General features: G+C 66.7%; 21 protein-coding genes. 10 read left to right on the top strand and 11 right to left on the bottom strand.

What is annotated here, in order from left to right; translation table 11 throughout:
• Positions 1-204 precede the first annotated feature (204 nt).
• From LC041_RS16680 to LC041_RS16665, 4 genes are read left to right on the top strand one after another with little or no spacing between them, the layout of a single operon-like run.
• A complete protein-coding gene (locus LC041_RS16680; protein WP_226534227.1) occupies positions 205-498 on the top strand; it encodes a hypothetical protein in 294 nt (97 codons plus the stop codon).
• Positions 495-2,159, top strand: coding sequence for an alpha/beta hydrolase (locus LC041_RS16675; protein WP_226534226.1), 1,665 nt, complete (start codon positions 495-497; stop codon positions 2,157-2,159). Before LC041_RS16680 ends, LC041_RS16675 begins: the two co-directional genes overlap by 4 nt.
• Positions 2,160-2,202: 43 nt before the next feature.
• A complete protein-coding gene (locus LC041_RS16670; RefSeq protein WP_226534224.1) occupies positions 2,203-2,880 on the top strand; it encodes a hypothetical protein in 678 nt (225 codons plus the stop codon).
• Between the two features lie 30 nt (positions 2,881-2,910).
• A complete protein-coding gene (locus LC041_RS16665) occupies positions 2,911-3,594 on the top strand; it encodes a hypothetical protein (protein ID WP_226534223.1) in 684 nt (227 codons plus the stop codon).
• 62 nt (positions 3,595-3,656) lie between these two features.
• Here LC041_RS16665 and LC041_RS16660 read toward each other — a convergent pair whose 3' ends face one another.
• The 3 genes from LC041_RS16660 to LC041_RS16650 all read right to left on the bottom strand — a co-directional run bounded on the left by LC041_RS16660 (position 3,657) and on the right by LC041_RS16650 (position 6,163).
• Positions 3,657-4,532 (bottom strand): hypothetical protein, encoded by an 876-nt coding sequence (locus tag LC041_RS16660; RefSeq protein ID WP_226534222.1) that lies wholly within the window; start codon positions 4,530-4,532, stop codon positions 3,657-3,659.
• A gap of 112 nt (positions 4,533-4,644) precedes the next feature.
• Complete coding sequence (locus LC041_RS16655; RefSeq protein ID WP_226534221.1) at positions 4,645-5,118, bottom strand: dehydrogenase; 474 nt, start codon at positions 5,116-5,118, stop codon at positions 4,645-4,647.
• Between the two features lie 55 nt (positions 5,119-5,173).
• The gene (locus tag LC041_RS16650) at positions 5,174-6,163 is read right to left on the bottom strand and encodes a malate dehydrogenase (RefSeq protein ID WP_226534220.1); all 990 of its coding nucleotides are present in this window, start codon (positions 6,161-6,163) and stop codon (positions 5,174-5,176) included.
• Positions 6,164-6,216: 53 nt separating this feature from the next.
• Here LC041_RS16650 and LC041_RS16645 point away from each other — a divergent pair, with 53 nt between their 5' ends.
• Together LC041_RS16645 and pip are read left to right on the top strand one after the other, a co-directional pair.
• On the top strand, positions 6,217-7,095 hold the full coding sequence (locus tag LC041_RS16645) for a neutral zinc metallopeptidase (protein ID WP_226534219.1): 879 nt from the start codon (positions 6,217-6,219) through the stop codon (positions 7,093-7,095).
• A 74-nt stretch (positions 7,096-7,169) separates the two neighbouring features.
• Positions 7,170-8,144 (top strand): prolyl aminopeptidase, encoded by a 975-nt coding sequence (gene pip, locus LC041_RS16640; RefSeq protein ID WP_226534218.1) that lies wholly within the window; start codon positions 7,170-7,172, stop codon positions 8,142-8,144.
• Between the two features lie 120 nt (positions 8,145-8,264).
• Here the strand turns inward: pip and LC041_RS16635 are convergent, their stop codons facing one another.
• Genes LC041_RS16635 through LC041_RS16625 form a run of 3 tightly spaced genes read right to left on the bottom strand, consistent with a single transcriptional unit; the run spans position 8,265 to position 11,779 of the window.
• A complete protein-coding gene (locus LC041_RS16635; RefSeq protein WP_226534217.1) occupies positions 8,265-10,061 on the bottom strand; it encodes an aldehyde dehydrogenase family protein in 1,797 nt (598 codons plus the stop codon).
• Between the two features lie 28 nt (positions 10,062-10,089).
• Positions 10,090-11,484, bottom strand: coding sequence for an MFS transporter (locus LC041_RS16630; RefSeq protein WP_226534215.1), 1,395 nt, complete (start codon positions 11,482-11,484; stop codon positions 10,090-10,092).
• 31 nt (positions 11,485-11,515) lie between these two features.
• Entirely contained in the window at positions 11,516-11,779 is a 264-nt protein-coding gene (locus LC041_RS16625) for a glutaredoxin family protein (protein WP_226534214.1), read from the bottom strand.
• Between the two features lie 80 nt (positions 11,780-11,859).
• Here LC041_RS16625 and LC041_RS16620 point away from each other — a divergent pair, with 80 nt between their 5' ends.
• Positions 11,860-12,252 carry an SIP domain-containing protein gene (locus LC041_RS16620; RefSeq protein ID WP_226534213.1) on the top strand — a complete coding sequence of 131 codons (393 nt, stop codon included), beginning with the start codon at positions 11,860-11,862 and terminating at the stop codon, positions 12,250-12,252.
• Positions 12,253-12,266: 14 nt separating this feature from the next.
• On the opposite strand, the gene LC041_RS16615 is transcribed toward LC041_RS16620, so the two are convergent.
• Positions 12,267-12,722, bottom strand: coding sequence for an adenylyltransferase/cytidyltransferase family protein (locus LC041_RS16615; RefSeq protein ID WP_131492979.1), 456 nt, complete (start codon positions 12,720-12,722; stop codon positions 12,267-12,269).
• 162 nt (positions 12,723-12,884) lie between these two features.
• Between LC041_RS16615 and LC041_RS16610 the strand changes: the two genes are divergently transcribed.
• Positions 12,885-14,063: a glycosyltransferase gene (locus LC041_RS16610; RefSeq protein WP_226534212.1), complete on the top strand. Its 1,179-nt coding sequence runs from the start codon at positions 12,885-12,887 to the stop codon at positions 14,061-14,063.
• A 137-nt stretch (positions 14,064-14,200) separates the two neighbouring features.
• Here the strand turns inward: LC041_RS16610 and LC041_RS16605 are convergent, their stop codons facing one another.
• Complete coding sequence (locus tag LC041_RS16605) at positions 14,201-15,568, bottom strand: glycoside hydrolase family 16 protein (RefSeq protein ID WP_226534211.1); 1,368 nt, start codon at positions 15,566-15,568, stop codon at positions 14,201-14,203.
• A gap of 374 nt (positions 15,569-15,942) precedes the next feature.
• Between LC041_RS16605 and LC041_RS16600 the strand changes: the two genes are divergently transcribed.
• Together LC041_RS16600 and LC041_RS16595 are read left to right on the top strand one after the other, a co-directional pair.
• Positions 15,943-17,199, top strand: coding sequence for a phenylacetate--CoA ligase family protein (locus LC041_RS16600; RefSeq protein ID WP_226534210.1), 1,257 nt, complete (start codon positions 15,943-15,945; stop codon positions 17,197-17,199).
• Between the two features lie 84 nt (positions 17,200-17,283).
• A complete protein-coding gene (locus LC041_RS16595) occupies positions 17,284-18,246 on the top strand; it encodes a Wzz/FepE/Etk N-terminal domain-containing protein (protein ID WP_226534229.1) in 963 nt (320 codons plus the stop codon).
• A gap of 123 nt (positions 18,247-18,369) precedes the next feature.
• On the opposite strand, the gene LC041_RS17415 is transcribed toward LC041_RS16595, so the two are convergent.
• The 3 genes from LC041_RS17415 to LC041_RS16580 form a co-directional block, all read right to left on the bottom strand.
• Complete coding sequence (locus tag LC041_RS17415; protein ID WP_226534209.1) at positions 18,370-19,854, bottom strand: glycoside hydrolase family 16 protein; 1,485 nt, start codon at positions 19,852-19,854, stop codon at positions 18,370-18,372.
• 203 nt (positions 19,855-20,057) lie between these two features.
• The gene (locus LC041_RS16585) at positions 20,058-20,957 is read right to left on the bottom strand and encodes a hypothetical protein (RefSeq protein ID WP_226534208.1); all 900 of its coding nucleotides are present in this window, start codon (positions 20,955-20,957) and stop codon (positions 20,058-20,060) included.
• Positions 20,954-22,078, bottom strand: a complete 1,125-nt coding sequence (locus LC041_RS16580; RefSeq protein WP_226534207.1) for a Gfo/Idh/MocA family protein — start codon at positions 22,076-22,078, stop codon at positions 20,954-20,956. Before LC041_RS16580 ends, LC041_RS16585 begins: the two co-directional genes overlap by 4 nt.
• Between the last annotated feature and the right edge of the window lie 154 nt (positions 22,079-22,232).

Genomic DNA, 22,232 nt, shown 5'->3' with positions numbered 1-22,232 from the left:
TGCTGGGCATGATGCGGGCGATCCAGGATCTGGATCAGCAGCTCGCCGGTAGCTGACACGCGGCAGGGTTTCGTGGAGAGGGTCGACCAGGACGGTCGGCCCTCTTCCGTCGTTCACGGGGCGTGCCCGATGGGGAGTTGTCCCCATCGGCTCGCATGACGCGAGCAGGATAGGGTGAAGCCAGCGATACCGGGGGGGCTATCCGTGTCAGACGTCGAAATCTTCTACGCGGCGTTGAACGATGCCGCGAGCGGTCTCACCTCCGCGACAACCGAGCTGCTGACGCAGGCGGCGAACCTCCAAGGCGAGGACACCGGTGTCGAGAACCCCGCGCAGCGCGCAGGCCTCCGCCTCGAGATGCACCGACGACTGTCCGCCTTGCACGACGCCGCCTACGACCGGATCGAGACGGCGGGGGCCCTGTCCGCGGCGATCTCGGCCATCGCGAACAAGTATTCGCAGCTCGATGTCGAGCTCACGGGCGGAGACGGGTCGTGAGCCTCACGTCTCCGAACCAGGGCTACCCGCTCGAACGCCTCGAGGGCAACAGCGGATCGATGGCGTATTGGAGCTTGCTGTTCACGCGCGTCGCGGATCGGCTCGGCGACCTGCGCACGGCGACGCATGTCGCACAGGAGTTGCCGGGCGTCGGTCGCGCGGTCACGGCGGTGCGCACGGATGCGAATGACCTCTCTGCGCTGTTGCCGGGCGACATCGCCGAGGCGCAGCTTCTCGCCGGCGTCCTGCAGCGCTACGCCGATGCCTTCGATCTGCACGCGAAGCCGGCCAACGACCTGATCGACGATATCGAGACGGCGCATGCGGAATGGACCCTACTCGACACCGCTGCCGACCGTGCCGGACGGGCAGCGCTGGCGGCGGCCTATGGTGATGATCAGTCCGCGATCGATGACACGAACGACGCGGCGACCGAGGCGATCGGCGATCGCGACGCGGCGAAGGACGCGCTCGACGAGCTCTGGGTGCAGTACGAGCGGCACTATGGCGACTGGGACGCCGCATATGCGGCTGCGCTGAACGAGCTGGCAGGCGGCGCCGGTGCCGCGATGACGAACGAGGCGCGCGACCTGCTCGCCGAGCTCCTCGCGGCGACGAGCCCGGACGAGATCGCCCGGCTGTGGGCGGAGAATCCGGAGCTCCGGCAGGAGCTCATCGACAACCATCCCGCCATCATCGGGAACCTCGACGGCATCCCGTGGGACGTGCGCGCCGGCGTGAACTCGGCGCGGCTGGAGGAACTGCTCGAGAGCGAACCTGAAGGCCCGCATCGGGACGAACTGCTCGCCGTCCGCTCTGCCTTGAAGCGAGGCGGTATCCCTCTCCCGAGTCTCATCGTCTTCGATCCGAGTGGCTCCGAGCAGGTGACAGCGGCCGTCGCTTACGGCGACCTGTCGACGGCGTCGGAGATCAACACGCTCGTCCCCGGTATGAACGGCAACGTCGAGGATCTCTTCTCCTGGGGTGAATCGGCGAAGTCGCTCAACCTTCGGGTGGGCGAGGGATCCGCCACGGTCGTCTGGTTCGGGTACGACACCCCGAACCTCGTGGAGGAGCCGGCGATGTCCCGGGCGGAAGACGGTGCGGCGTCGCTCAGGTCCTATCTGTTGGCGGTGCGCGCGCTGTCTCCGAACGCCGACGTGAACGTGATCGCGCACTCCTACGGCAGCACGACGGCCGCCCTCGCAATCGGATCACAGCCCGACGGTCTGGGCGTCACGTCGTTCATCGCCGTGGGATCGGCCGGCTTCCCGAAAGACCCGACGGTCGTCGCGAATCTGTCCAACGGCGAACCCCCGCAGATCTACGCGACGATCTCGGAAGACGACGCGGTCGCGAGGATCGGTCGAGGAACGAGCGTGGGGCATCCTGTCAGCCCGGAGCGCATGGACGGCGTTACTGTGTTCGACAGCGACGGTGGCGTCGATGAGCTCGGAGGCAGCCTTCCGGCAGCGACAGGGCACGACGCTCTCGGACCCGGTGCCTACCTCGAACCCGGATCGGAATCGTTCTACAACGTGAGCGAGATCATCCAGACGGGAGAGGCGGGAACCGAGCGCGGCGGCGAGGGCAGTACGCAGGGATTCTGGGACGCGGGCAACTGGTGGATCAGCGATGAGTACGCTCTCATCGACTTCTGAACGGATGGGACAGCGGATGCGCGGTAGGTGGCGGCGCGGACTGATGGCGGCGACAGCCGTCGGATTGGTGACGATGATGACGAGCTGCGGGTCTGCGGCAGCGCCTACGGGTGACGAGCTGTATCGGGACGGCGAGAAGAACTACACCGCCTACGCCACCGCTATGCACACGGTGATCATGGCTGTCCACGAGGGGGACTGGGTCGTGGATCAAGGTTCCTTCGGTGCGTCGCCCATTCCCTGTCGGATCGGTGGGCAGGTGTCCGGCTACACCTTCAGCTGGTCGCGGCTGTGGGAGCCCGTGGAGAAGATCGATGTCGATGCGGTCGTCGCCGCGGCGAAGGCGGGCTTCGACGAGGTGGGGATCGTCGCCGAGACGTCGATTCTCGGCGACGAGGACAGGCAGGAGATCAACGTGATCGGGACCGGCGGCGATGTCGGTCGCGGAGTCGTCACCATCTGGCCGGGACGCAACACGGTTTGGGCCACTGCGACTCCTGGCTGCATGCCGGGCGATGCGGCGGATCTCTCCGACATGGTCTTCGGCGGCGAGCTGTCCGACGGCGAATCTCTACGTTTCCCCGCCTTCGAGGGACCGGATTGGCAGCCACGGTTCTACTTCCCTGAGGAGGGGAGCCCGATCTACTACAACGAGGACGGTACCCCGATCGATCCGCAGCCGACCCAGACCGACTTCCCCGTGGCACCCTACGGCGACTGACGCGTGCGCGGTAGGTTGCGGCGGCGCGGGATGAAGGCGGCGGCAGTCGTCGGATTGGTGACGATGATGACGAGCTGCGGGTCTGCGGCAGCGCCTACGGGTGACGAGCTGTATCGGGACGGCGAGAAGAACTACACCGCCTACGCCACCGCCATGCACACGGTGATCATGGCTGTCCACGAGGGGGACTGGGCTGTGGACCAGGGATCGTTCGGAGCATCCCCGATCGCTTGCCGAGTCGACGGAGAGCTGTCCGGCTACACCTTCTCCTGGGCGCGACTGTGGGAGCCCTCCGAGAAGATCGATGTGGACGCCGTCGTCGCTGCCGCGTCCGCCGCCTTTGAGGAGGTAGGGGCATCGGCGGATACCGCAACATTCGGCGACGGGGACAGGCAGGAGATCAACGTGATCGGGACCGGCGGCGATGTCGGTCGAGGAGTCGTCACCATCTGGCCGGGACGCAACACGGTTTGGGCCACTGCGACTCCTGGCTGCATGCCGGGCGATGCGGCGGATCTCTCCGACATGGTCTTCGGCGGCGAGCTGGTGTACAAGGGAGCGTCGCTGCGTTTCCCCGCCTTCGAGGGACCGGATTGGCAGCCGCGGTTCTACTTCCCCGAGGAGGGGAGCCCGATCTACTACAACGAGGACGGCACCCCGATCGATCCGCAGCCGACCCAGACCGACTTCCCCGTGGCGCCCTACGGCGACTGACGCGCAGCAGGGATTCGTGGAGAGGGTCGACCAGGATGGTCGGCCCTCTTCGTCGTTCGCGGTCAGCGGTCGGACGGAGGCCAGAGCCCTTGCTCGTCCAGCGGCAGCCACCGGTTCGTGTTGTTGCGGATGATGTACTCTCCGGGGAGCGCCGCGGGGTCAGCATCGTCCGCCTTGCCGCCCTCTTCTCGGAAAGCAGCGATCGCGAGCGAGCGCGTGCGCCGCATCGTGTCGATGTCGTCGCGTCCGGCGAGCGCGGCCTCGAGCTCCGTGCGCATGCGATGCCGCTCCGCATCGACTGTGCGCGTCACGTCCGTGCGCGCCCGCGCCTCCGCGTCGTCGATCCGGGCGGTGGCCTCGGGGTCACGGGCGCGCGTCATGGTGTGGACGATGGCCGCGCACAGCGTGCCGAGTGCTCCGACGATGAAGAGGATGCGGGGGACACCTTCCGTAAGCACGAAGCCGATGACGACCGATATCAGCAGCACGATGACGGAGATCCTCGACTGGAAAACGGTCGGACGCGCGACGGGGCGGATGCCGGTGCTGAGCGCCACGATCAACTGGGCCACACCGATCCCCGCTGTGAGCATCGCTGCGGTGACTTCTCCGCCCGGGGAGCCGAGGCGGATGGCGTTGAGGAAGCCGATCGGGATCGCGCCCGCGAAGGTGAGGAACAGCACCAGGATCGGGATGAGACCGTTGCGGGGGCTCCGTAGGCCGTACTCGGCCTTGACCCGCGCGGTCACCTCCGACTTCGCGCGGTCGCTCACCGCCGAGGCTTCTGCCCAGAGCCGACTGCCGAGGTCTTTCAGCCCATGCATCCGCAGGACGGTGTCGTCGATCCGGGCCGCGCTCGCGTCGCGCGGAGACTGCGCTCCGAGGTCTTGACGGACGAGAGCGATCGCGTTGAGTTCGTCGGGCGTGCGATCAGTCAATGCCGGTCACCTCGAGGGTCGGGAGCGTCTGCTCGGTGAGTGCCATCGCCACGGCCTTCGGCTCGACGCTGAAGCCCACCGCGACGCCATAGTCTCTTCGCGCGGAGCGGCGTCAGCGCGCGGAGGCCGCGTCGGCGAGGTGACGTGCGTCGTGGTTCAGCACCTTCACGATGATGCCGTGGCGGCGCAGCTCGGCGACGGTGCGGGCTCCTTCTTCGGCATCGAGGCCGAGGGCCTTGATGTTCGCGACGACCACCACATCGCCCGTGCGCAAGGTCGAGATCAGACGCGCCAGACGGTCGTTCCAGCTCTCCAGGATGTCGGGTGCCGGGTGACGGAATCCCTCGATCGGGACGCCGAAGCGCGTGAGGTCTTCGCGCTGCTTCACGACGGAGGGCATGCCCTCGCGTGCGACGACCAGGCCGACCAGGCGCGAGCCGTCGGGACGCGCGGTCCAGAAGTTGCGGTTCTGCTGCAGCTCGGTGAAGCACTTCGGGCAGCTCGCGGCGTCGTGGGGCAGGTGCAGCGGGCTCGTGAGAGCCTCATCGACGGCCGCAGCCTTCGTGGGATCAACCGTCTCGCTCATCGCGCACCTCCGGCATCCATTCTGCCCTGTCGGCCGACGCCGCGGGTGATCGGATTCACAAGAGCCCGAGCCCGTGTACCGTCTCGCGTTCCTGCATCAGCTCGGCGACCGAGGCGTCGATGCGGGCCCGCGCCCACTCGCTCAGCTCCAGCCCTTCGACGATCTGCCATTCGCCGTCGACGGACCGCACGGGGAAGGACGAGACGAGCCCCTCCGGCACGCCGTACTCGCCGTGCGAGACGACGCCTGCCGAGGTCCAGTCGTCGGTGCCCCGGACCCAGTCGCGGACGTGCTCGATGGTCGCGTTCGCCGCCGACGCCACCGATGACGACCCGCGCACCTCGATGATCTCCGCTCCGCGCTTCGCCACTCGCGGGATGAACGTCTCGTCGAGCCAGGCCGGCACGTCGCCCACGATCTGCTCCAGAGCCGGCCCCACCGGCCGGCCGGCGACCGTGGCGTGCGAGATGTCGGGGAACTGCGTCGCGGAGTGGTTGCCCCAGATCGGCACTCGGCGCACGGTGTGCACGGGTGCGCCGAGTATCTGCGCGAGTTGGGCGCGCGCACGGTTCTCGTCGAGCCGCGTCAGCGCGGTGAAGCGCTCGGCGGGCACGCCGTCCGCTGAGGCGGCTGCGATCAGCGCGTTGGTGTTGGCGGGGTTCCCGACCACCGTCACGCGCACTCCCGCCGCCGCGTTCGCTGCGATGGCCGCACCCTGCGGGCCGAAGATGCCCGCATTGGCGGCGAGGAGGTCGGCGCGCTCCATTCCGGGTCCGCGTGGGCGGGCGCCGACGAGCAGGGCGAGGTCGCAGCCGTCGAAGCCGACCGCGGCGTCGTCCGTCACCTCGACGTGTTCGAGCAAGCCGAACGCCCCGTCCTGCAGCTCCAGCGCGGCGCCCTCCGCGGCACCGAGTCCCTGCGGGATCTCCAGCAGTCGGAGCCGCACCTTCTCGTCCGGTCCGAGCAGGTCGCCCGCCGCGATGCGGAACAGCAGTGCGTAGCCGATCTGGCCGCCGGCGCCGGTGAGGGTGATCGTGGTCGTCATGCCCCGAGCATACGTCTGATCACGTCGGTCGTCCCTCGGAGTACCCTCGTCGCATGACCTTCAATCCCGACGCCGACATCTCGGGCAACACCACCCGTCGACGCGGTCGCACCGCAGCCATCGCAGGGGGTGCAGGAGTGGGGGTGCTCGGCATCATCGCGCTCCTCGCCGGCCCTCTGCTCGGCATCGACCTGACCGGTCTGCTCGGGGGCGGGGCTCCGAGCGGGAGCGGCGAGCCCGTCGGAGGATCGGTCATCGAGAACTGCGACACCGGCGCGGACGCGAACACGGACATCGACTGCCGGATGGCCGGCGCGCAGCTCGCGCTCGATGAGTTCTGGGCGGACAACGTCGACGGCTACCGCGCCCCGCAGATGGTCGTGGTCGACGTCTCCACCCCCACGCAGTGCGGAACGGCATCCAATGCCGTCGGACCGTTCTACTGCCCGCCCGAGGAAGGGGTCTATGTGGACCCCACCTTCTTCCAGCTCATGCAGCAGCAGTTCGGGGCGTCGGCCGGAAACCTCGCTCAGCTCTATATCGTCGGGCACGAGTGGGGCCATCACATCCAGAACATCACGGGCTACATGGACCGTTACCCGAACAACGGGACGGGCCCGGGCAGCAACGGCGTGCGGATGGAACTGCAGGCGGATTGCTACGCCGGGGCGTGGATCGGCCGGATCTCGGAGCAGACCGACCCCGAGGGGGTCCCTTACCTTCAGCCGACCACCGAGGCGCAGCGGGTGGACGCGCTGAACGCGGCCGCAGCGGTCGGTGACGACAACATCCAGGCGCAGTCCGGTTTCGTGAACCCGGAGAGCTGGACGCACGGTTCCAGCGCACAGCGTCAGCGCTGGTTCGCCGAGGGCTACCAGAACGGGCTGGGTGCCTGTGGCCAGGTGTTCGACCTCGCCGAAGGAGACCTCTAGCGAAGGGTGGTTCGCGCGGGCAGGTCCGTTACGGTGGATGAAGTAGTACTGCCTGACCGGCTGGGGGGCCGCTGATGAAGAAGACAGACGAACTGTATCCACCGATCGAGCCGTACGAGACGGGGGAGATGCTCGTCGGCGACGGCCACCGCGTCTACTGGGAGGTCAGTGGCAATCCCGAAGGGAAGCCGGTGGTCTTCCTCCACGGCGGACCCGGCAGCGGAACCTCACCCTGGCAACGGCGGTTCTTCGACCCGGAGTCCTACCGCATCGTGCTGTTCGATCAGCGCGGCTGCGGCCGCAGCACGCCACACGCGAGTGCTCCGGATGCCGACTTCCGTCACATCACCACCGCCCATCTGATCGCCGACATCGAGCTGTTGCGCAAGAACCTCGGCATCGAGAAGTGGCAGGTGTTCGGCGGGTCATGGGGGAGCGCCCTGGCGCTCGCTTACGCACAGGCGCACCCGGAAGCCGTCACCGAACTGGTGCTCCGTGGGATCTTCACCCTGCGTCGTGAGGAGCTCGAGTGGTTCTACGAAGGCGGGGCGGCGGCGTTGTTCCCCGACCTCTGGGAGCCGTTCATCGCGCAGATCCCGATCCTGGAACGCTCGCATCTCATCGAGGCATACCACCGCCGACTCTTCGACCCCGACCCCGCGGTGCACGTGCCTGCCGCTGTCGCCTGGTCGACGTGGGAAGCGGCGACCGTGACGCTCACACCGGATGCTGCGCAGATCGCCGCCATGTCCGATCCGCGGAAGGCCACGGCGTTCGCCCGCATCGAGAACCATTTCTTCGTCCATCGCGGCTGGTGGGGCGAGGGCCAGCTGATCGCCGGTGTCGACGCCATCCGTCACATCCCCGCGGTCATCGTGCAGGGGCGGCACGACGTCGCTACCCCGATGATGACGGCGTGGGACCTGCACCGGGCGTGGCCGGAGGCGGAGTTCATCGTGGTCGACGACGCCGGTCATGCGGCGACCGAGCCCGGTACGCAGAAGGCCCTCCGTGCGGCGACCGACCGCTTCGCGCAGGCGGGCCGCTGACGAGCCGCACTTCGTGAAGGAGATCTCACGAAGTGAAGGAGCGGATGCGAAATCGGCTCCTTGTTTCCATGAGTTCTCCTTCGTTGCGCGCTGACCGTCAGGTTCGTCGCGCGGGCGGCATCAGGCCCGGAGAGCCTTCGCCAAGGTCTTCACCAGTCCCACGACGCTGCCGTCGACCCGGTAGCGGGTCAGTCCTTCACTGACAGCCGCACCGGTGCGAGCGGAGACGAACCACGGAGGCTTCGGCAGGATCGTGAACCGTCCGCCGCCGTTCGCGACCGGCAGCGAGCGCGGGAGGGGGCGGAACGGTCCGCGGAGCACCGAACGCTCGACGCCGTCGAGGAGGAGCGCGTTGTGCACGATGCCCAGCCCGCTGCCGACATCGCCGATCGTGCCGCCCGGGAACGCGCCCCAGGTGAGCGTCGGGGTGATGAACGCGAATGCCGTCCAGCTGTTGATGGCGATGGAGCCGTAGTGGAGCGCGGCGATGGCCCGTTCGAATCCGACGCCGAGTGACTTCTCCGTCCGGGGGTCGATCAGCAGGTTGGCGCCGAGGGTGCCCTGGAGCTTCTCGTTCGCATGGGCGACGGCGGCATCCAGGAAGTCCTGGCCGGTGCCCGGCACGGTCACGACGCCCAGCACGGGGGCGAAGTACTCGGTGGTCTCCAGCGCTGTCGGGTCGTCGTCGGCGTCGACCTCGATGAGCAGTCGGTCGCCCAGCACGAGGGCGTCGGGGTAGGCGTCGGATGCGAGCTCCATCCGCGAGGGCGATCCCGGGTACCAGGTCGGACGTTCGGGGGCGTTGGCGTACGCACGTCGCAGCGCGGCCCGGAATGCGTCGGCCTGATCCCAGTCCGAAGACATGATGACCACTTGGCCCGCGATGCAGTTGTGCCCGCCGTTCTGCAGGCGCATGGTGGCGATGTGCTCGGCGTGGTAGGTGAGGTCGGCGTCCGTCCACGCGCCGGGCACGACGATGATCGGTGAGACGCCACCGAGCTCCGCCGTGATGGGCTTCTTCAAGCGCGGGCGATTCTCGCGGCGACGTCGCTTCGTCGCGGACGAGCCCTCGCCCTTCGATGGTCCCCACACGATGGTGTCGAACGTCGCGGCGGACCCGGTGATGTGCACATGCGCGAGTCCCGGGTGGTCGGTGAGGTAAGCGCCGACCGCCGGACCACCGCGGACGATGCGCAGGAATCCCGGCTCGATGAGTGGCGCGAGCGCGCGCTTGTACACCGGCACCAGAGAATCCTGAGTGGGGTTCACCTTGAGCAGTGCCGTGCGGTTGTGGGCGAGCAGCTCGTAGAGAACGTCGAGGACGGGAATCGAGGTGATGTTGCCCGCCCCGAGGACGAGTCCGACACCTGCTGATGCGGTGGGCGTGCGCTGAGCGAGACCGGCGGAGGCACGTGCGGCGCGGGGGGTGATCCCGGGCTCCAGCCAGACCTCGCCAGTGAAGCCGGACAGCAGGAACCTGTCGGTCCCGGTCAGCGGGAAGGCATGCACCCGGGTGCGCCCACCCGGAGCGCGATCGATGGTGATGCCGTCGAGCGGGTTGGTGCCGTCCGCCAGGTGGGAGAGGGTCGCGATGTAGGCGTCGAGCGCACCGATCACGCTGTAGGGGCCGCTGAGCCACTCCTCACCGCGCAGCGGGTGTCCGCCGTCGAGACCCTTGGAGGCCGACGCCGTGTTCGCCCAGTCCTCGGCAGTGGCGGCGACGCTCGTTCGCACCGCACGCAGCAGGGTCACGCGCTGGGCGATCGTGAGCGCCGACCACGTGCGTGCACCGACGTGGAGATCATCCACAGCGGTGTCGAGCCGGTCGCGCTCGCCCTCGCTCATCTCGGGAGCCTCGGTCTTCGGCCCGCGCTTCGAAACGGGTGTGGGGGCGGTGGAGGTGCTCGCAGAAGTCATCGACGTCTCCTTCGGACGGGATCCCAGCTTAGGCGTCGCGGCTCGTCGCGGCCTCGATGTCGTCCCTGCGCAGGCGATAGCGGCGGAGGGTCAGCAGGCTCGCCGCCATCAGTGCGGCTGGGAGCACGCTGAAGCTCAGGACGATGCCCGTGATCGCGGCCGCGGGCTGCGCGACGGTGGCTCCGGCGACGGTCGAGATGTAGCCGGTGGAGGCGAGGGTCAGCGACACCGCAGTCGCGCCGAGGGCGAAGCCGACCGTCTCGCCCGCGGTCCAGATGCCGGTGAACGTTCCTGCCTGTCCCGGCCCGCTGGTGTGCTCGTCGTGCGAGATGACATCGGGCAGCATCGCCATCGGCAGGGACTGGAGTCCGGCGTAGGCGATGCCGGCGACAGCGACGGACGCGTAGATCCAGACGCCGGGGGTCCAGACGGCGATGACGAGGGTCGCAGCGGCCACGGTGAAGAGGACGCTGGCGACGGCGAACGCTCGCTCCTTCCCGGTGCGCCGGGCGAGCGCGGTCCACGCCGGTGTCGCGAGGAGCGCGGGCCCGACGAGAGCGACGAACACGAGGGTCACGGCGTCTTCGGATCGCAGCACCCAGGTCGCGACGTATTGGGCGCCGGCGAGCATCGTCCCCGTCGCGAGCGCCTGCAGCACGAACGTTCCCAACAGGGCGCGGAACGGCTGACTGCGTCCGAGCGCGCGGAAGCCGGACAGGTACTGGTCGCGCCAGGTGGACGACGCGATCGGCGCGCCGGGGGTGCCGATCGTGCGCTGGGCCGCGATGTCCGCCGTGCGCGCGGCGATCAGCATGCCGATGCCGATCGCGAGGCCGGAGACGACCCCCATCAGGAGGTAGCCCAGAACGGGATCGGAGCCGGCGTTACGCAGCGCCGGACCGCCGGCTCCGAACAGCAGGATCGCCGCGGTGAGTACGACCACGCGCCACCCCAGCAGTCGCGTGCGCTCGTCGTAGCTGCTGGTGAGTTCTGCGGGCAGTGCGACGTACGGCACCTGGAACAGGCTGAAGGCCGTCGCGGTCGCGAGGAACGCCAGGAGGACGCTGATGGCTCCCGCCACCGGTCCCCAGGATGGAGGCACGGCGAAGGTGAGGGCGAAGAACAGCGGAAGTGCGAGAGCGCCCGTCACCATGAATCCGCGACGGGATCCGGTGCGCGCGAGCTGTCGGTCCGAGGCCGCTCCGATCAGAGGATCGATCAGGACGTCCCAGATCTTCGCCGCCGTGACGATCAGTCCCGCCGCCAGAGCCGCCACGCCCAGGTTGTCGGTCAGGAAATACGTCAGCACCAGCCCGGGCAGGGTGGCGTAGCCGCCGGTCCCCAGCGACCCGATCGCGTACAGCACGATCGTGCGCGGGGAGAGACGGACGGATGCTCGTTCGGCCCGAGCCTCAGTGCTCATCGCGCCAGTGTAGCGGCGCGACGACGAACGGTCAGATCAGTGCGAGCTCGCGCAGCTTCGACTCGACATCGGCGTTCGACGGCTCGACGTGGTGCGAGGCATCGGGGTAGACGACGACCGGGATGTTCGTGCGGCCCGAGATCTCCTTCGCGATGTCCGCGGCGGCGGGCTCTGCGACGAGATCGACGTAGGTGTAGTCGACCCCGAGCTCATCGAGCTGCTTCTTGGTGCGGATGCAGTCGCGGCACCAGTCGGCGCCGAACATCGTGATCGTGTCGGAGGCAACAGAAGTCATGCCTCCAGCCTACGGCTGCGCGCGGGGATGGCGTCGAATGCGTCTTGATAGGTAAGGCTACCCTTATCTAGACTGATGGCATGAGCAACGCGTGCGAGCACCTGGATGACCCGGAGTGGGACAGCATCGAAGGGGCCGTGCTCATCGCCGGCGATGCGGCGGACGCCGGCGCCATCGCGGGCATCGCTGCGCGGCTGCCCTGGGACGCCCAGGGGGTCATCCTCCTCGAGGTCGCGGCACGCATCCAGCTCCGCCACATCGATGCTCCCGACGGTGTCTCGGTGCGGTGGCTCGTGCGGGGCGACGGCATCCGCGCGCACGCTCGCGGCGAGCGGCTGGCCAACGCCGTCCATGCCTGGTGTGTGGAGTGGGCGTGCGGCGAGCCGTGGTCGCCGTGGACGGTCTGGCTGGGACCGCACACCCCGCCGCATGTCGCGCGGATGGCGCGCAGCCTTCTCGGTGTCGCGAACTGAGCGACGCCCGAAGGTCAGCGGGTCGCGGCGACGGCCGGGGCGTTCGCGCCGGCCGTGATCGCGTCGAGCGCTCGCCGCAGTGACGAGCTCGAGGTGTGTGCGGTGTACGGGAAGTACACGACCTCGACGCCGACCTCGGCGAACTCGCGTTCGAGGCGCAGGCCCTTGTCGGTGCCGCGCCAGTCGTCGCCCTTGAAGAAGTGCGTGAAGTGCACGTCGCGCCAGGAATCCATCTTCGACGGCGTGGTCTCCACGTAGACGTCGTCGACGAAGGAGATGTGCTTCACGATCTCTGCGCGCTCGGACGTCGGGATGACGGGCTCGATGCCCTTCACCTGGCGCAGCATCTCGTCGCTCACCACGCCCGCGATCAGAATGTCGCAGTGCTGCTTGGCGTGACGAAGTAGATTCAGATGCCCGACGTGAAAAAGGTCGAAAGCACCAACGGCATAGCCGATACGCGTCCCCATGATCTCCCCAGATCAGTAGTCCCCAGTAAGCGGATCCCCACCCGCTCAGCGACTCCCACAGCCGCAAGTCGAGAGTCTAGCAGGTTCGGGTTTCTTTCCCCACAGGAACCCATGGAACGATAGAGGCCGCAGGCGTCGCGCGTGCGGAAGAGGGGGGCTGACGTGGGGACACCGGTCACGGTCATCGTGCCGACGTTCAACGAACGTGACAACGTCCCGGAACTCGTCGCCCGAATCGCCGCCGCGCTCGCCGACAGGGATGCCGAGATCCTGTTCGTCGACGACAGCACGGACGACACTGCCGCCGAAGTGGCGCGCATCGCCGTCGATGCCCCGGTCCCGGTGCGCGTCATCCATCGCACCGAGAACCATGGCGGGCTGGGTGGGGCGGTGGCGGTCGGGCTCGAAGCAGCGACCTTCGACGTCTGCATCGTCATGGACGGGGATCTGCAGCATCCGCCCGAACTCCTGCCCACCCTGCTCGCTCGATACGACGCGGGCGATACGGATCTCGTCGCCGCGTCCCGCTACGTCGGGGGAGGAGACACGCGTGGCCTCGGAACGGCTGTGCGCTTCGGCGTCTCGCGCGCCGCAACCTGGTTGACCAGGGCGATGTTCCCGATCCGCCTCGCTCGCAGCACCGACCCGATGACGGGCTTCTTCCTGGTGGACCGGAAGCGTCTCGACGTCGCGAACCTGCAGCCTCAGGGCTTCAAGATCCTCCTCGAGATCCTGGCCCGCAACGATCTCCGCCTCGCCGAAGTGCCGATGGAGTTCGCCGAGCGCCGACACGGAACATCCAAGGCGAGCCTGCGCCAGGGCGCGACCTTCATCGCGCACCTCGCACGGCTGCGCTTCGGCAAGATGTCCCTGTTCGCGCTGATCGGGGCGATCGGCGCTGTCGCGAACCTCGGGATCATGTGGGCACTGACCGCCGCCGGTGTTCCGTACATCTGGGCGGCCATCATCGGCGCCGAAGTCACGATCATCGGCAATTTCCTGCTGCAGGAGCGCTTCGTCTTCGCCGACATGCGCACGGATGCCCGTGGCCTCGGGATCCGGTTCGCCAGTTCGTTCGCCTTCAACAACGTCGAGGCGGCGCTGCGGATTCCGGTGATGGCCCTGATGGTCGAGTCCTGGCACATCTCGAGCGTCTTCGCGACGGCCCTCTCCCTCATCGTGGCCTTCTTCGCGCGATTCCTGTTCCACTCGCTCGTCGTCTACGCCCCGAAGCGGCGCCGGGACGACGACGCGGCGGCATCCGAGCCGAAGCCGGATACCGCCGCGCTGCGCGTGATTCGGGCCATCGACGCCGAAGCGATGAAGCCCGGAGAGCTCTAGGGCGCTGATACCCCGAGTCCCGACCACGGGGCCGTGAGCAGCGGCAGTACGCTCCCGTCGAAGGAGTGATGGATCTTCGTGGACCAGCCCTCCGGGACCAGCCGGCGCCGTAACCAGGCGGCTCACCGGCCGGCGCTCTATTCCGAGTATGCCCAGTGCTTCACGTGGTCGATGAGGACATCGTTTATGGCGCCCGTGGTGGGGCCGGTGCGGGCGCCCCAGCTCTCTCCGATGAACTGGGAGAAACGGATGTCGAGCTGACCGCTGAATCCGGCGAGGATTTTGGGGTCAGACGTGCGGAACGTTTCGACCCCATCCACGGAAAGTGCGATGAACTGGGGAGTCTGCTCCAGCGTGTAGGTATGCCACTGGTCGCTCGGCGTCGTCAGGGTGAAGTTGCGCTGGGCGTACTCCCCCTTTGTCTTCACGCCCGTCTGCTTGTAGATGGTTTGCTGGATACCGGTGCCGTCGTTCGGGTAATAGCCCGGCTGCAGGTTCGGTGTACCGATAGCTTCGAAGAGGTCGATCTCACCACCGAGATTCACATCGCGGAACCAGATTGCTGACCATAGCCCCGTTGATGATCCCGGCGTAAGCATCTTCGCCCGGATTTCGGTCTTGCCGTAGCCGATGTGGTGCTTGCCCCGCGACCAAACGTAGCCTCCGCCATAGGTGATCGTCTTGCCGTTGAACTGCTGCGGCGCGGCCAGCTTCTGCATACGCAACTGGAGGTTGCCGTCGACAACGCTCACGTTCTCAGGGAAGTTCGCCCCATCGAGAGTGTTTGCGTCCATGAATCGTCGAGCCTCCCACGACGTGGCGTCCAAAGCGCCATCGAAGTCGTCCATCCATGTCGGGGCCGCGGGTGCCATCGTGACGTTCGCGCTGTTCACCGTCACGGTAAGGCTGGGCGACGATCTGGCTCCGAAGAACCCGATGTCCGCGCCGCCAGCAGTCAGTCTGTCATTGCCCGTGTCGGCCGCTGCGAACTCCTGTGGCTTACCCTCGCCCACCCCGACCTCGGCGCTCAGGTGGACTTCCGCTCCCGCGTCCGTGGTCGTCAAGGACAGCTGGACGCTCTCCCCGAGCCCGGCAGCGTCTGTGAGCTTGGATTCGGGCAGCAAGACTTCGACGGGAGCCAGCACTCCGTATTCGTGCGCGGCGAGACGGTCGATGCCGACGAAGACGTCACCGTCGGGTGCCATTCTCGACCACAGCATGTAACTGCCGGAGTCCGTGGTTCGGCTCTGCACCCCGATGGTGTGCCCGGGGCCGGCGTCAGGCAGGCTCGAAGGAGTGAAAGTCACACTGGTGACGGAGTCCTGCGGCGAATCTTCGGTGAGGCTCAGAATGCGTGACTCACCTGAGGCGACGTTCACATCAACGTCACTGATGAGGGCGTCGGTTGCACCCGCAGCGGGCGCAACCAGAGAGCCTAGGGCTAGCGTCGAAAGCAGGCTTCCCGCCACTGCGATTCGCCTCACGCGCTTTGTACGTCTGGTCATGCTGGCTGTCTCCTTGATCGAGGGTGTCGCACGCGGTGTCCCGCGGCGGTCACAGATGGGGCCTCGCGGTTGTTCGCCAAGCGACCCTGTGTGTCAGTGGTCGACAGACTCTAGTGGTGTTCGCCGGCAGCTCGTCAAAGTTCTCCACAACCGATCCGTCGACGCGAACCAAGAAGCACCGACGTGTGGGTGGGCGATACCCATATGGCCCCGGCGGTCTTCGCCGATCTCCGCTGTTGGCAACGCGGTGGGGAAGAACGCCTAGCATGGAGGGGACCGGCGCGAGCCGGAGCTTGTGGGGAGCGGTGAAAAGAGGGATTTTCGACGCCAAGACGCGTCTGCTCATGCGAGGCGATCGCCGAGCGTTCGGGACGATGGTCCAAAACGAGCGCCTCAGCGCCCGGGAGTTCGAAGCGCTCTCCATGACCGCGGCGACGCGTATGGCTCTCCACGCGTACGACTCATCTCCTTTCTACCGAGACCTGTATTCCGGGGCGGGCCTCTCTCGGCAGGATGTCTCCGAGCTGCAGAACTTCGAGAAGCTTCCCATCGTGACGAAGACCGCGCTCCGAGAAGCGGGGGATCGTGTGCTCTCAACCGCGGTCACATCGAAGCGCGCTTTGGTGTCACAGACCGGAGGCAGCACGGGAGCGCCGCTTCGGGTGCGGAACGATGCCGCAGCACCGACGGCCGCCATGTGGTGGCGCATCTATCGGTGGTGGGATGTGCATCCGGGCGACGACATGGCTTTCATCTATCGGCGGTTAAGGCACGGGCGAGAGGCGCTCAGGTACGCGGCCCAGTGGTGGCCGAGCAGGCACATCCACCTCGATGCCCGGGCGATCACGGATGACGCTATCGAGGAGTTCGTGGGGCGTTGGGCAAGAGTTCGGCCTCGCCTTCTCGTGGCCTATGTGGAAGGGGCAACCGCGGTCGCGACCCATCTGGCGAGATCGGGGCGCACGCTGCCGACGACCGCGGTGTCGGTCACAGCAGCGATGCTGCAGCCCGGTCAACGGGCACTGCTTGAATCGGTGTTCTGCGCACCGGTGTACGACACTTACCGCTCCGCCGAGATCCCCTGGATCGCCGCTGAGTGTCCGCAGCACGAGGGGCTGCATGTCGCGGGCGATCAGCGCATGGTCGAGATCGTCGATGATGACGGCCATCGCCTCGAGCCGGGAGTGGAAGGCTCGGTCGTCGTCACAGACTTCAGCAACGAGGTGTATCCCCTCGTGCGCTACGAGATGGGCGATCGCTCCCGACTTCTGGGCGGGGAGTGTGGCTGCGGGCGGGTGTTCCCGCGTATCGACCCCGTGCAAGGGCGACTCGCTGACGTGATCCGCACGCCTTCGGGTCGACGCATCACGGGCGGTCTCAGCGGCCTCTTCCTCGGGGATCCTGAAGCGATCCGACAGATGCAGATCGTGCAGGCGCCTGACTACTCGATCACCATTCGCTACGTCGCCACACGACCAGGGGAAGCCTCGGCTGCTGCCGCTGGGGCCGCGCGCGCGCTTACGGCACTCGTCGGAGAGAACGTCGGCGTGACGACGATCGAGGTAGCCAGCATCGAGAGCCAGGGCGGAAAGGCACGCCTCGTGGTTTCTAGGGCTCCGGAAACGCTCTGACTTCGCGACCTCTCACGGCGGGCAGCCAGCAGCAACTTGTAGGATGACGGGGGTTTGCGTCCGACGACTGTGTCGAACGCGCAGATGGGGGAGCGCACATTGGCGACACACTGGACACTGGAAGATCTGTACCGAGGGGTCATGCAGTCATGGCTCGTACTCGTGGGGACCATCGTCGCGTTCGCTCTCGTCGGCCTCGGCATCTTCATGATCTATCCGCAGAAGTACACCGCTGAGGCGCAGCACACGGTCGAGCCGATCAGCGTGCTTTCGACCGGGTCGAGCTTCAACACCGTCAACATGGAGACGGAGAAGGTCGTCGCAACCTCGACCGCCGTGCTGGAGCGTGCCGTGGAGGCTCTCGACAACACGTCGATCGAGGCGCTTCGTGTAAACACGGTGGTCGAGGTGCCGCGCAACTCGCAAGTGCTCATTTTCCAGGTGACGGCCAACACCCCGAAGCTCGCCGCAGAACGCGCCAATGCGCTGGCGGCCGCGTACGGCGAGCAGCGGACGGACAATGCCAGGGCCGTCGTGGAGAAGACCACCGCCGAGCTCGGGACGTCGATCACGCAGCTCCAGACGGTGCTCGACTCCCAGCCCGAAGGGAGTAGCGAGCGTGCCGCGACGCAACTGCAGCTGCAAGCTCTACTGGACCAGCAGGCTCGAATAACGGCGACGCCGTTCTACTCGGGGATGCTGGTGACTCCAGCAGATCCTCCGCAACAGTCCAATCGCCCGTCGGTACTCGTATTCGTTGCCGCGGGGCTCTTCCTGGGCATCCTCGTCGGTGCGATCGCAGCGCTTATCGTGTCGCGGGTTCGCAACGGCCCGGGTTCTTCCTATAAGCGCGCTCTCCTCGAGGAGAAGAGCGACGACGGGACCGACGACGAGGAGTTCGACGACGAAGACGCCTTCGATGTCGAAGATGACGACGTCGAACTCGATGACGATGACTCACTCATCGAGCCCGACGACGTCCACACTGTCGTGGCGCAGCCAATCGTGGCGCCGAAGCGCGGCCACACGAAGAAGCGGCGCCGCTAGGGGCGCCCGTCGAAGCTTCGAGGTGAGTAACGAAGACCTCCGGGACTAGATCGGTCTCCCGCATCGTCCCGGAGGTCTTCGTCGTCAGGCAGGCGTTCACGTCGTGCCTTGGGCCAGAGCTGCCTAGCCTTGGTAGCTCCAGACTCTGACGTAGTCGACCTGGAAGTCTAGATTCTGGGTCGCAGCCTTGTTGTTCGGATTCGGGAGGCCCCAGTAGGTCGCTGACGGGCCGACGTGCAGGTTCAGGCGCATGTGCAACGGTGATCCGAAGTAGGCCGGATTCCAGAGGTTCGGATGCGTCGCTGGCGTCGCCCGCAGAAGCTGGACCCCGTCGACGATCACCGCGGCATACGTCGGGGTGAACTCGAACGCATAGGTGTGGAAGTCGTTCCAGACCGGCGTCGCTGCACCGTAGTCCGCATGATGCCAGATATAGCGCTGATTCAACGCCGGATTTGACGTGTGGGTGTGGACCGTCGTGGTCGCCGTGTCGATGCGTTGGTCGCGGACCGCCGCATCGTCATAGCCCCAGGCCTCCATGATGTCGATCTCGCCGGACTGATTGTTGCGGAGCCAGAAGGCGGCGAGTGATCCGAAGGTGTTCGGGCCGCTGGGGGTCTTCGCTCGGATCTCCCAGCGCCCGTACTGCTGGGCCATGCTCACATCGTCCGGACCGAGTCGTCGCTGGTCGAGGTAGCCGGTCTTGTGCCAGAGCTCTCGCGGCCCAGTCTGGGCGGAAGGCCGGATCACGGGAGTATTGAGCCAGTCCGCGCGGATGTGCAGGACGCCGGAGTTGTCCACCGTGACCTGCTTGCGATCAACGACAGCGGCGTCGAACAGGAGGCCGAGGTCATCCTGGCCGCGCACGTTCCACTTGGCAGGATCGACCGCAGGCTTCCCTGAGCCGTCCCTATAGGTGAACTCATCGCTCCAGGACGGCGCTCCCCAGCCGGGGATGCTCGTGCCGTCGACCGGAGGAACGGGCGGCTCTGCAGGCGATGTCACCGGCGGTGCCGGCAACGGGGCCGGTGCGGGTGTCGGTTTCGCGGGCGACGGCGTGCGATCCTCGCGGACGAGATGCGCGTCGAAACTGAGGTTGCGTGTCTGACGCCAGTTCGAGAGCACCTGCACGGCCATCGTGTTCTCGCCCACCTTGAGGACTCCCGCTGGCACTGAGAACGAGATGGGGGTCTTTCTCGCAGCCGCCGAAGTCGGCGCCGCAGTCGCGTAGCTCCCGGCAGTGATCTTGCCCGAGGGTGCGTTGTTTCGGCCGATCTCCACGCCGTTGATCCAGATGACGATCCCGTCATCGGCCCACGTGTTCACCCACGACCACTCAGGGAGATCGGAAGTGAGCGTGAAGCTCTTCGTGAAGTAGGTGGCAAGCGGCTGGCGACCGGCCACCGCGGGGATCAGCGTGTTCACCTGTCCGGTGCTCGAGCCGACGCCGAACGGAGCAGTCCCGCTGGCCCAGGACCTCTTAGAAGTCTGCCAGCCGGCAGCGGGAGCCTCCGCTCCTCGGTAATAGGCCCAGCCGGTTGATCCGCGGGGGATCACCGACGAGATGATGCTCGATGACTCGGCTGCGACAGCCGGTTTCCCGACCACGAGGGAGGCTCCCACTACTGCCAGGACAGCGAGGGAAGCGAACAGGAATCGAAGGGATGAGTGTCGTATGTGATGTGTCAGCTTCATATCGAGGGGGTGCGAAATCGAGCTGCGCGGTGCAGCGCGGTTCGCCGGAACCTTATCCGGGTTGTGGATGCGGGACGAGCTTTCCCCCTCGATGCATCCTGTTGACGTGTGTTCGCCTAGTGTACGGGGTCTGTTCCCCAAAGATCCCTGACAATATCGGTCGTGCTCGCGATGGACGCTCGCGACGATGCGCCGAACACGATCGACTCGACGTTCGCGTGATCATGGATCCACTCCAGCGCACGGCGAGGCGGGATCGCTCCCGAGGCGAAGACCGACATGGCGACCGGGCGGAATGGCCGTTCACGCAGAGCAGCTTCATAGGCCTCGATACCTCCGGACATCCGGAAGCCGATCTCGTTGATGTTCGCGCATACGATGGGGTTCTTGATCCCGACCCGGTCGAGCGTGTCGAGCAGCATCGGCAAGTTCATCGTGATGTACGCCGGCTCGGCGCCGTAGCGTTCGCGCACATGTCGGTCAAAGATCACGAAGGCCTCGTCGAATCCGAGGCCGAGCATGAGATCGACCACAACGTTCTGGAGGAAGATCACGGGCGTGTTGAGGCCCTGGAACATCTTCATCTCGGCGTCCACCAGCAAGGTGATGATCCCCTCGATGTCCTTCTTCACGAAGGACTTGCCGCCCCGCAACGCGGCATTGAGAAGTCCTTCCTCAGGGAGGAATTGCTTCAGTGCGCCGAGCATCCCGTGGTCGGTGACGGCATTGGCGTATTTGTGGGCATAGGGCATGCAAGGGTAGAACCGGTAGTCGGCGTACCGCTCCGGGTTCACGCGCATGTGGTCGCAGACCTCGGCGATTCGCTCGTGTGTCGTGCACATCAGCGTACGGATCCCGTTGTCGTACGCGACGTCGATGACGTCGATGATCGCCTGGGTGTCCTGGAACCGGATCGCTTGCGCGCGTGCCTTCTCCTCCGACATGTGATTGATGCCGAAAAACTGGTTGTCGCCGAGTAGGAGTCGATCCATGCCCGTGGTCGTGATCTCGCTCATGCCTTCTTCCCCCGTCCGAAAAGCCCGCGCCTGTGCGCGGGCGCCGCGGCGGTCGCCTTCGGCGCCGCACCGGTCGCCGCACCCTTCTCGGCATCCTGCAGAATCCACTCGATCACGCGATCCGTCTCGGATGCGCTGGCGAAGCTGTTCTGTCGCGCCGCTTTCTCATCCGCAGCCACCGCTGCGACGAACGCCTCGAGTTGGGCGCTGTACTCCTCGCCGCGAAGGTAGAACGAGACCTGCTCGGTGAGGTCGGTCGTGTACAGGATGTTCCAGCCGGTGCGATATCCCTCGGGGATATCGGCGCCCTCGCGCAGATACACGCGGATCTCCTGGCGGTCGGCGATGATGCGCCCTTGGGCTCCCGAAATGGTGACGGACGTCGACATCTTCCGGTACGACTCGTCCGACCAGTTGACGGAGAGCTGCACACTGAGGCCGTCCGCGTAGTCCAGCGTCGAGTAGACCTCGTCGTCGGTGTCCGCGGAGAAGATGCTGTTCAGTACGGAGCCGCGGACGCCTTCAGGTGTCCCCAGGTACCAGTGGACGAGGTCGAGCGGGTGCGCGGCGTAGTCGTACAGACACCCGCCGCCCGTCGTGCGTTTGCTGCGCCAGGTCGCCCCTTTGGGCTTGAGCACGACAGGGCCGTAGGCCTCTGCGAGCACGTGCGTCACGCGGCCGATCGCATGCAGATCGAGAAGGCGCTTGACTTCCTGAAACGTCGCGATGAAGCGGTTGTGATAACCGACCTGGGCGACGAGCCCCTTCGCGGACGCGAGCGCGGAGAGCTCCACAGACTCGGCGGCGGTGAGCGTCAGCGGCTTCTCACAGAAGACGTGCACCCCTCGATCGAGCGCGCTGCGGACGAGTGCTGCGTGCGATCCGGTCGGCGTTGCGATCAGGATTGCTTCCGGTTCCGCCTCATCCAGCATCTTGTCGAGCGACGCGTAGGTAGCCGCTCCGGTGTACTTATTCAAGATGTCGAGGAGGTAGTCCGTCGCATCCACGACCCCCACCAGCTCGACATTCTTCAGTGCGCGGACGATCGCGAGATGGGACAGGCCCATCTTCCCGACTCCGACGACCCCGACGCGAACGCGTCGTGTGACAGCTTCTGGCACGACGAAATCCCCTTCCCCAGATATTCCCCTCGAATGAAGCCCCTTCCCACGGGCGCTCCATTCGATATACTAACCCGAAGGTCGCGCTGATGTCAGTGGCGGACTTCTCGGCGGGATGGGGCCCGCCGAACAACTGGGGATTCCGGCCACGCAC

Source organism: Microbacterium paraoxydans (assembly GCF_020524545.1).
Lineage (GTDB): Bacteria > Actinomycetota > Actinomycetes > Actinomycetales > Microbacteriaceae > Microbacterium > Microbacterium paraoxydans_C.
The sequence above is the reverse complement of the archived record's forward strand: the minus strand, read 5'-3'. Positions and strand labels throughout refer to the sequence as shown.

Coding starts and splice junctions, on each gene's coding strand:
- pip (WP_226534218.1), top strand. CDS start 7,170: ATGAAGAAGACAGACGAACTGTATCCACCGATCGAGCCGTACGAGACG.
- LC041_RS16600 (WP_226534210.1), top strand. CDS start 15,943: ATGGTCCAAAACGAGCGCCTCAGCGCCCGGGAGTTCGAAGCGCTCTCC.
- LC041_RS16650 (WP_226534220.1), bottom strand. CDS start 6,163: ATGACGACCACGATCACCCTCACCGGCGCCGGCGGCCAGATCGGCTAC.
- LC041_RS16635 (WP_226534217.1), bottom strand. CDS start 10,061: ATGACTTCTGCGAGCACCTCCACCGCCCCCACACCCGTTTCGAAGCGC.
- LC041_RS16670 (WP_226534224.1), top strand. CDS start 2,203: ATGGCGGCGACAGCCGTCGGATTGGTGACGATGATGACGAGCTGCGGG.
- LC041_RS16605 (WP_226534211.1), bottom strand. CDS start 15,568: ATGACCAGACGTACAAAGCGCGTGAGGCGAATCGCAGTGGCGGGAAGC.
- LC041_RS16595 (WP_226534229.1), top strand. CDS start 17,284: ATGGGGGAGCGCACATTGGCGACACACTGGACACTGGAAGATCTGTAC.
- LC041_RS16625 (WP_226534214.1), bottom strand. CDS start 11,779: ATGACTTCTGTTGCCTCCGACACGATCACGATGTTCGGCGCCGACTGG.
- LC041_RS16620 (WP_226534213.1), top strand. CDS start 11,860: ATGAGCAACGCGTGCGAGCACCTGGATGACCCGGAGTGGGACAGCATC.
- LC041_RS16645 (WP_226534219.1), top strand. CDS start 6,217: ATGACCTTCAATCCCGACGCCGACATCTCGGGCAACACCACCCGTCGA.
- LC041_RS16615 (WP_131492979.1), bottom strand. CDS start 12,722: ATGGGGACGCGTATCGGCTATGCCGTTGGTGCTTTCGACCTTTTTCAC.
- LC041_RS16630 (WP_226534215.1), bottom strand. CDS start 11,484: ATGAGCACTGAGGCTCGGGCCGAACGAGCATCCGTCCGTCTCTCCCCG.
- LC041_RS16665 (WP_226534223.1), top strand. CDS start 2,911: ATGAAGGCGGCGGCAGTCGTCGGATTGGTGACGATGATGACGAGCTGC.
- LC041_RS16655 (WP_226534221.1), bottom strand. CDS start 5,118: ATGAGCGAGACGGTTGATCCCACGAAGGCTGCGGCCGTCGATGAGGCT.
- LC041_RS16585 (WP_226534208.1), bottom strand. CDS start 20,957: ATGAGCGAGATCACGACCACGGGCATGGATCGACTCCTACTCGGCGAC.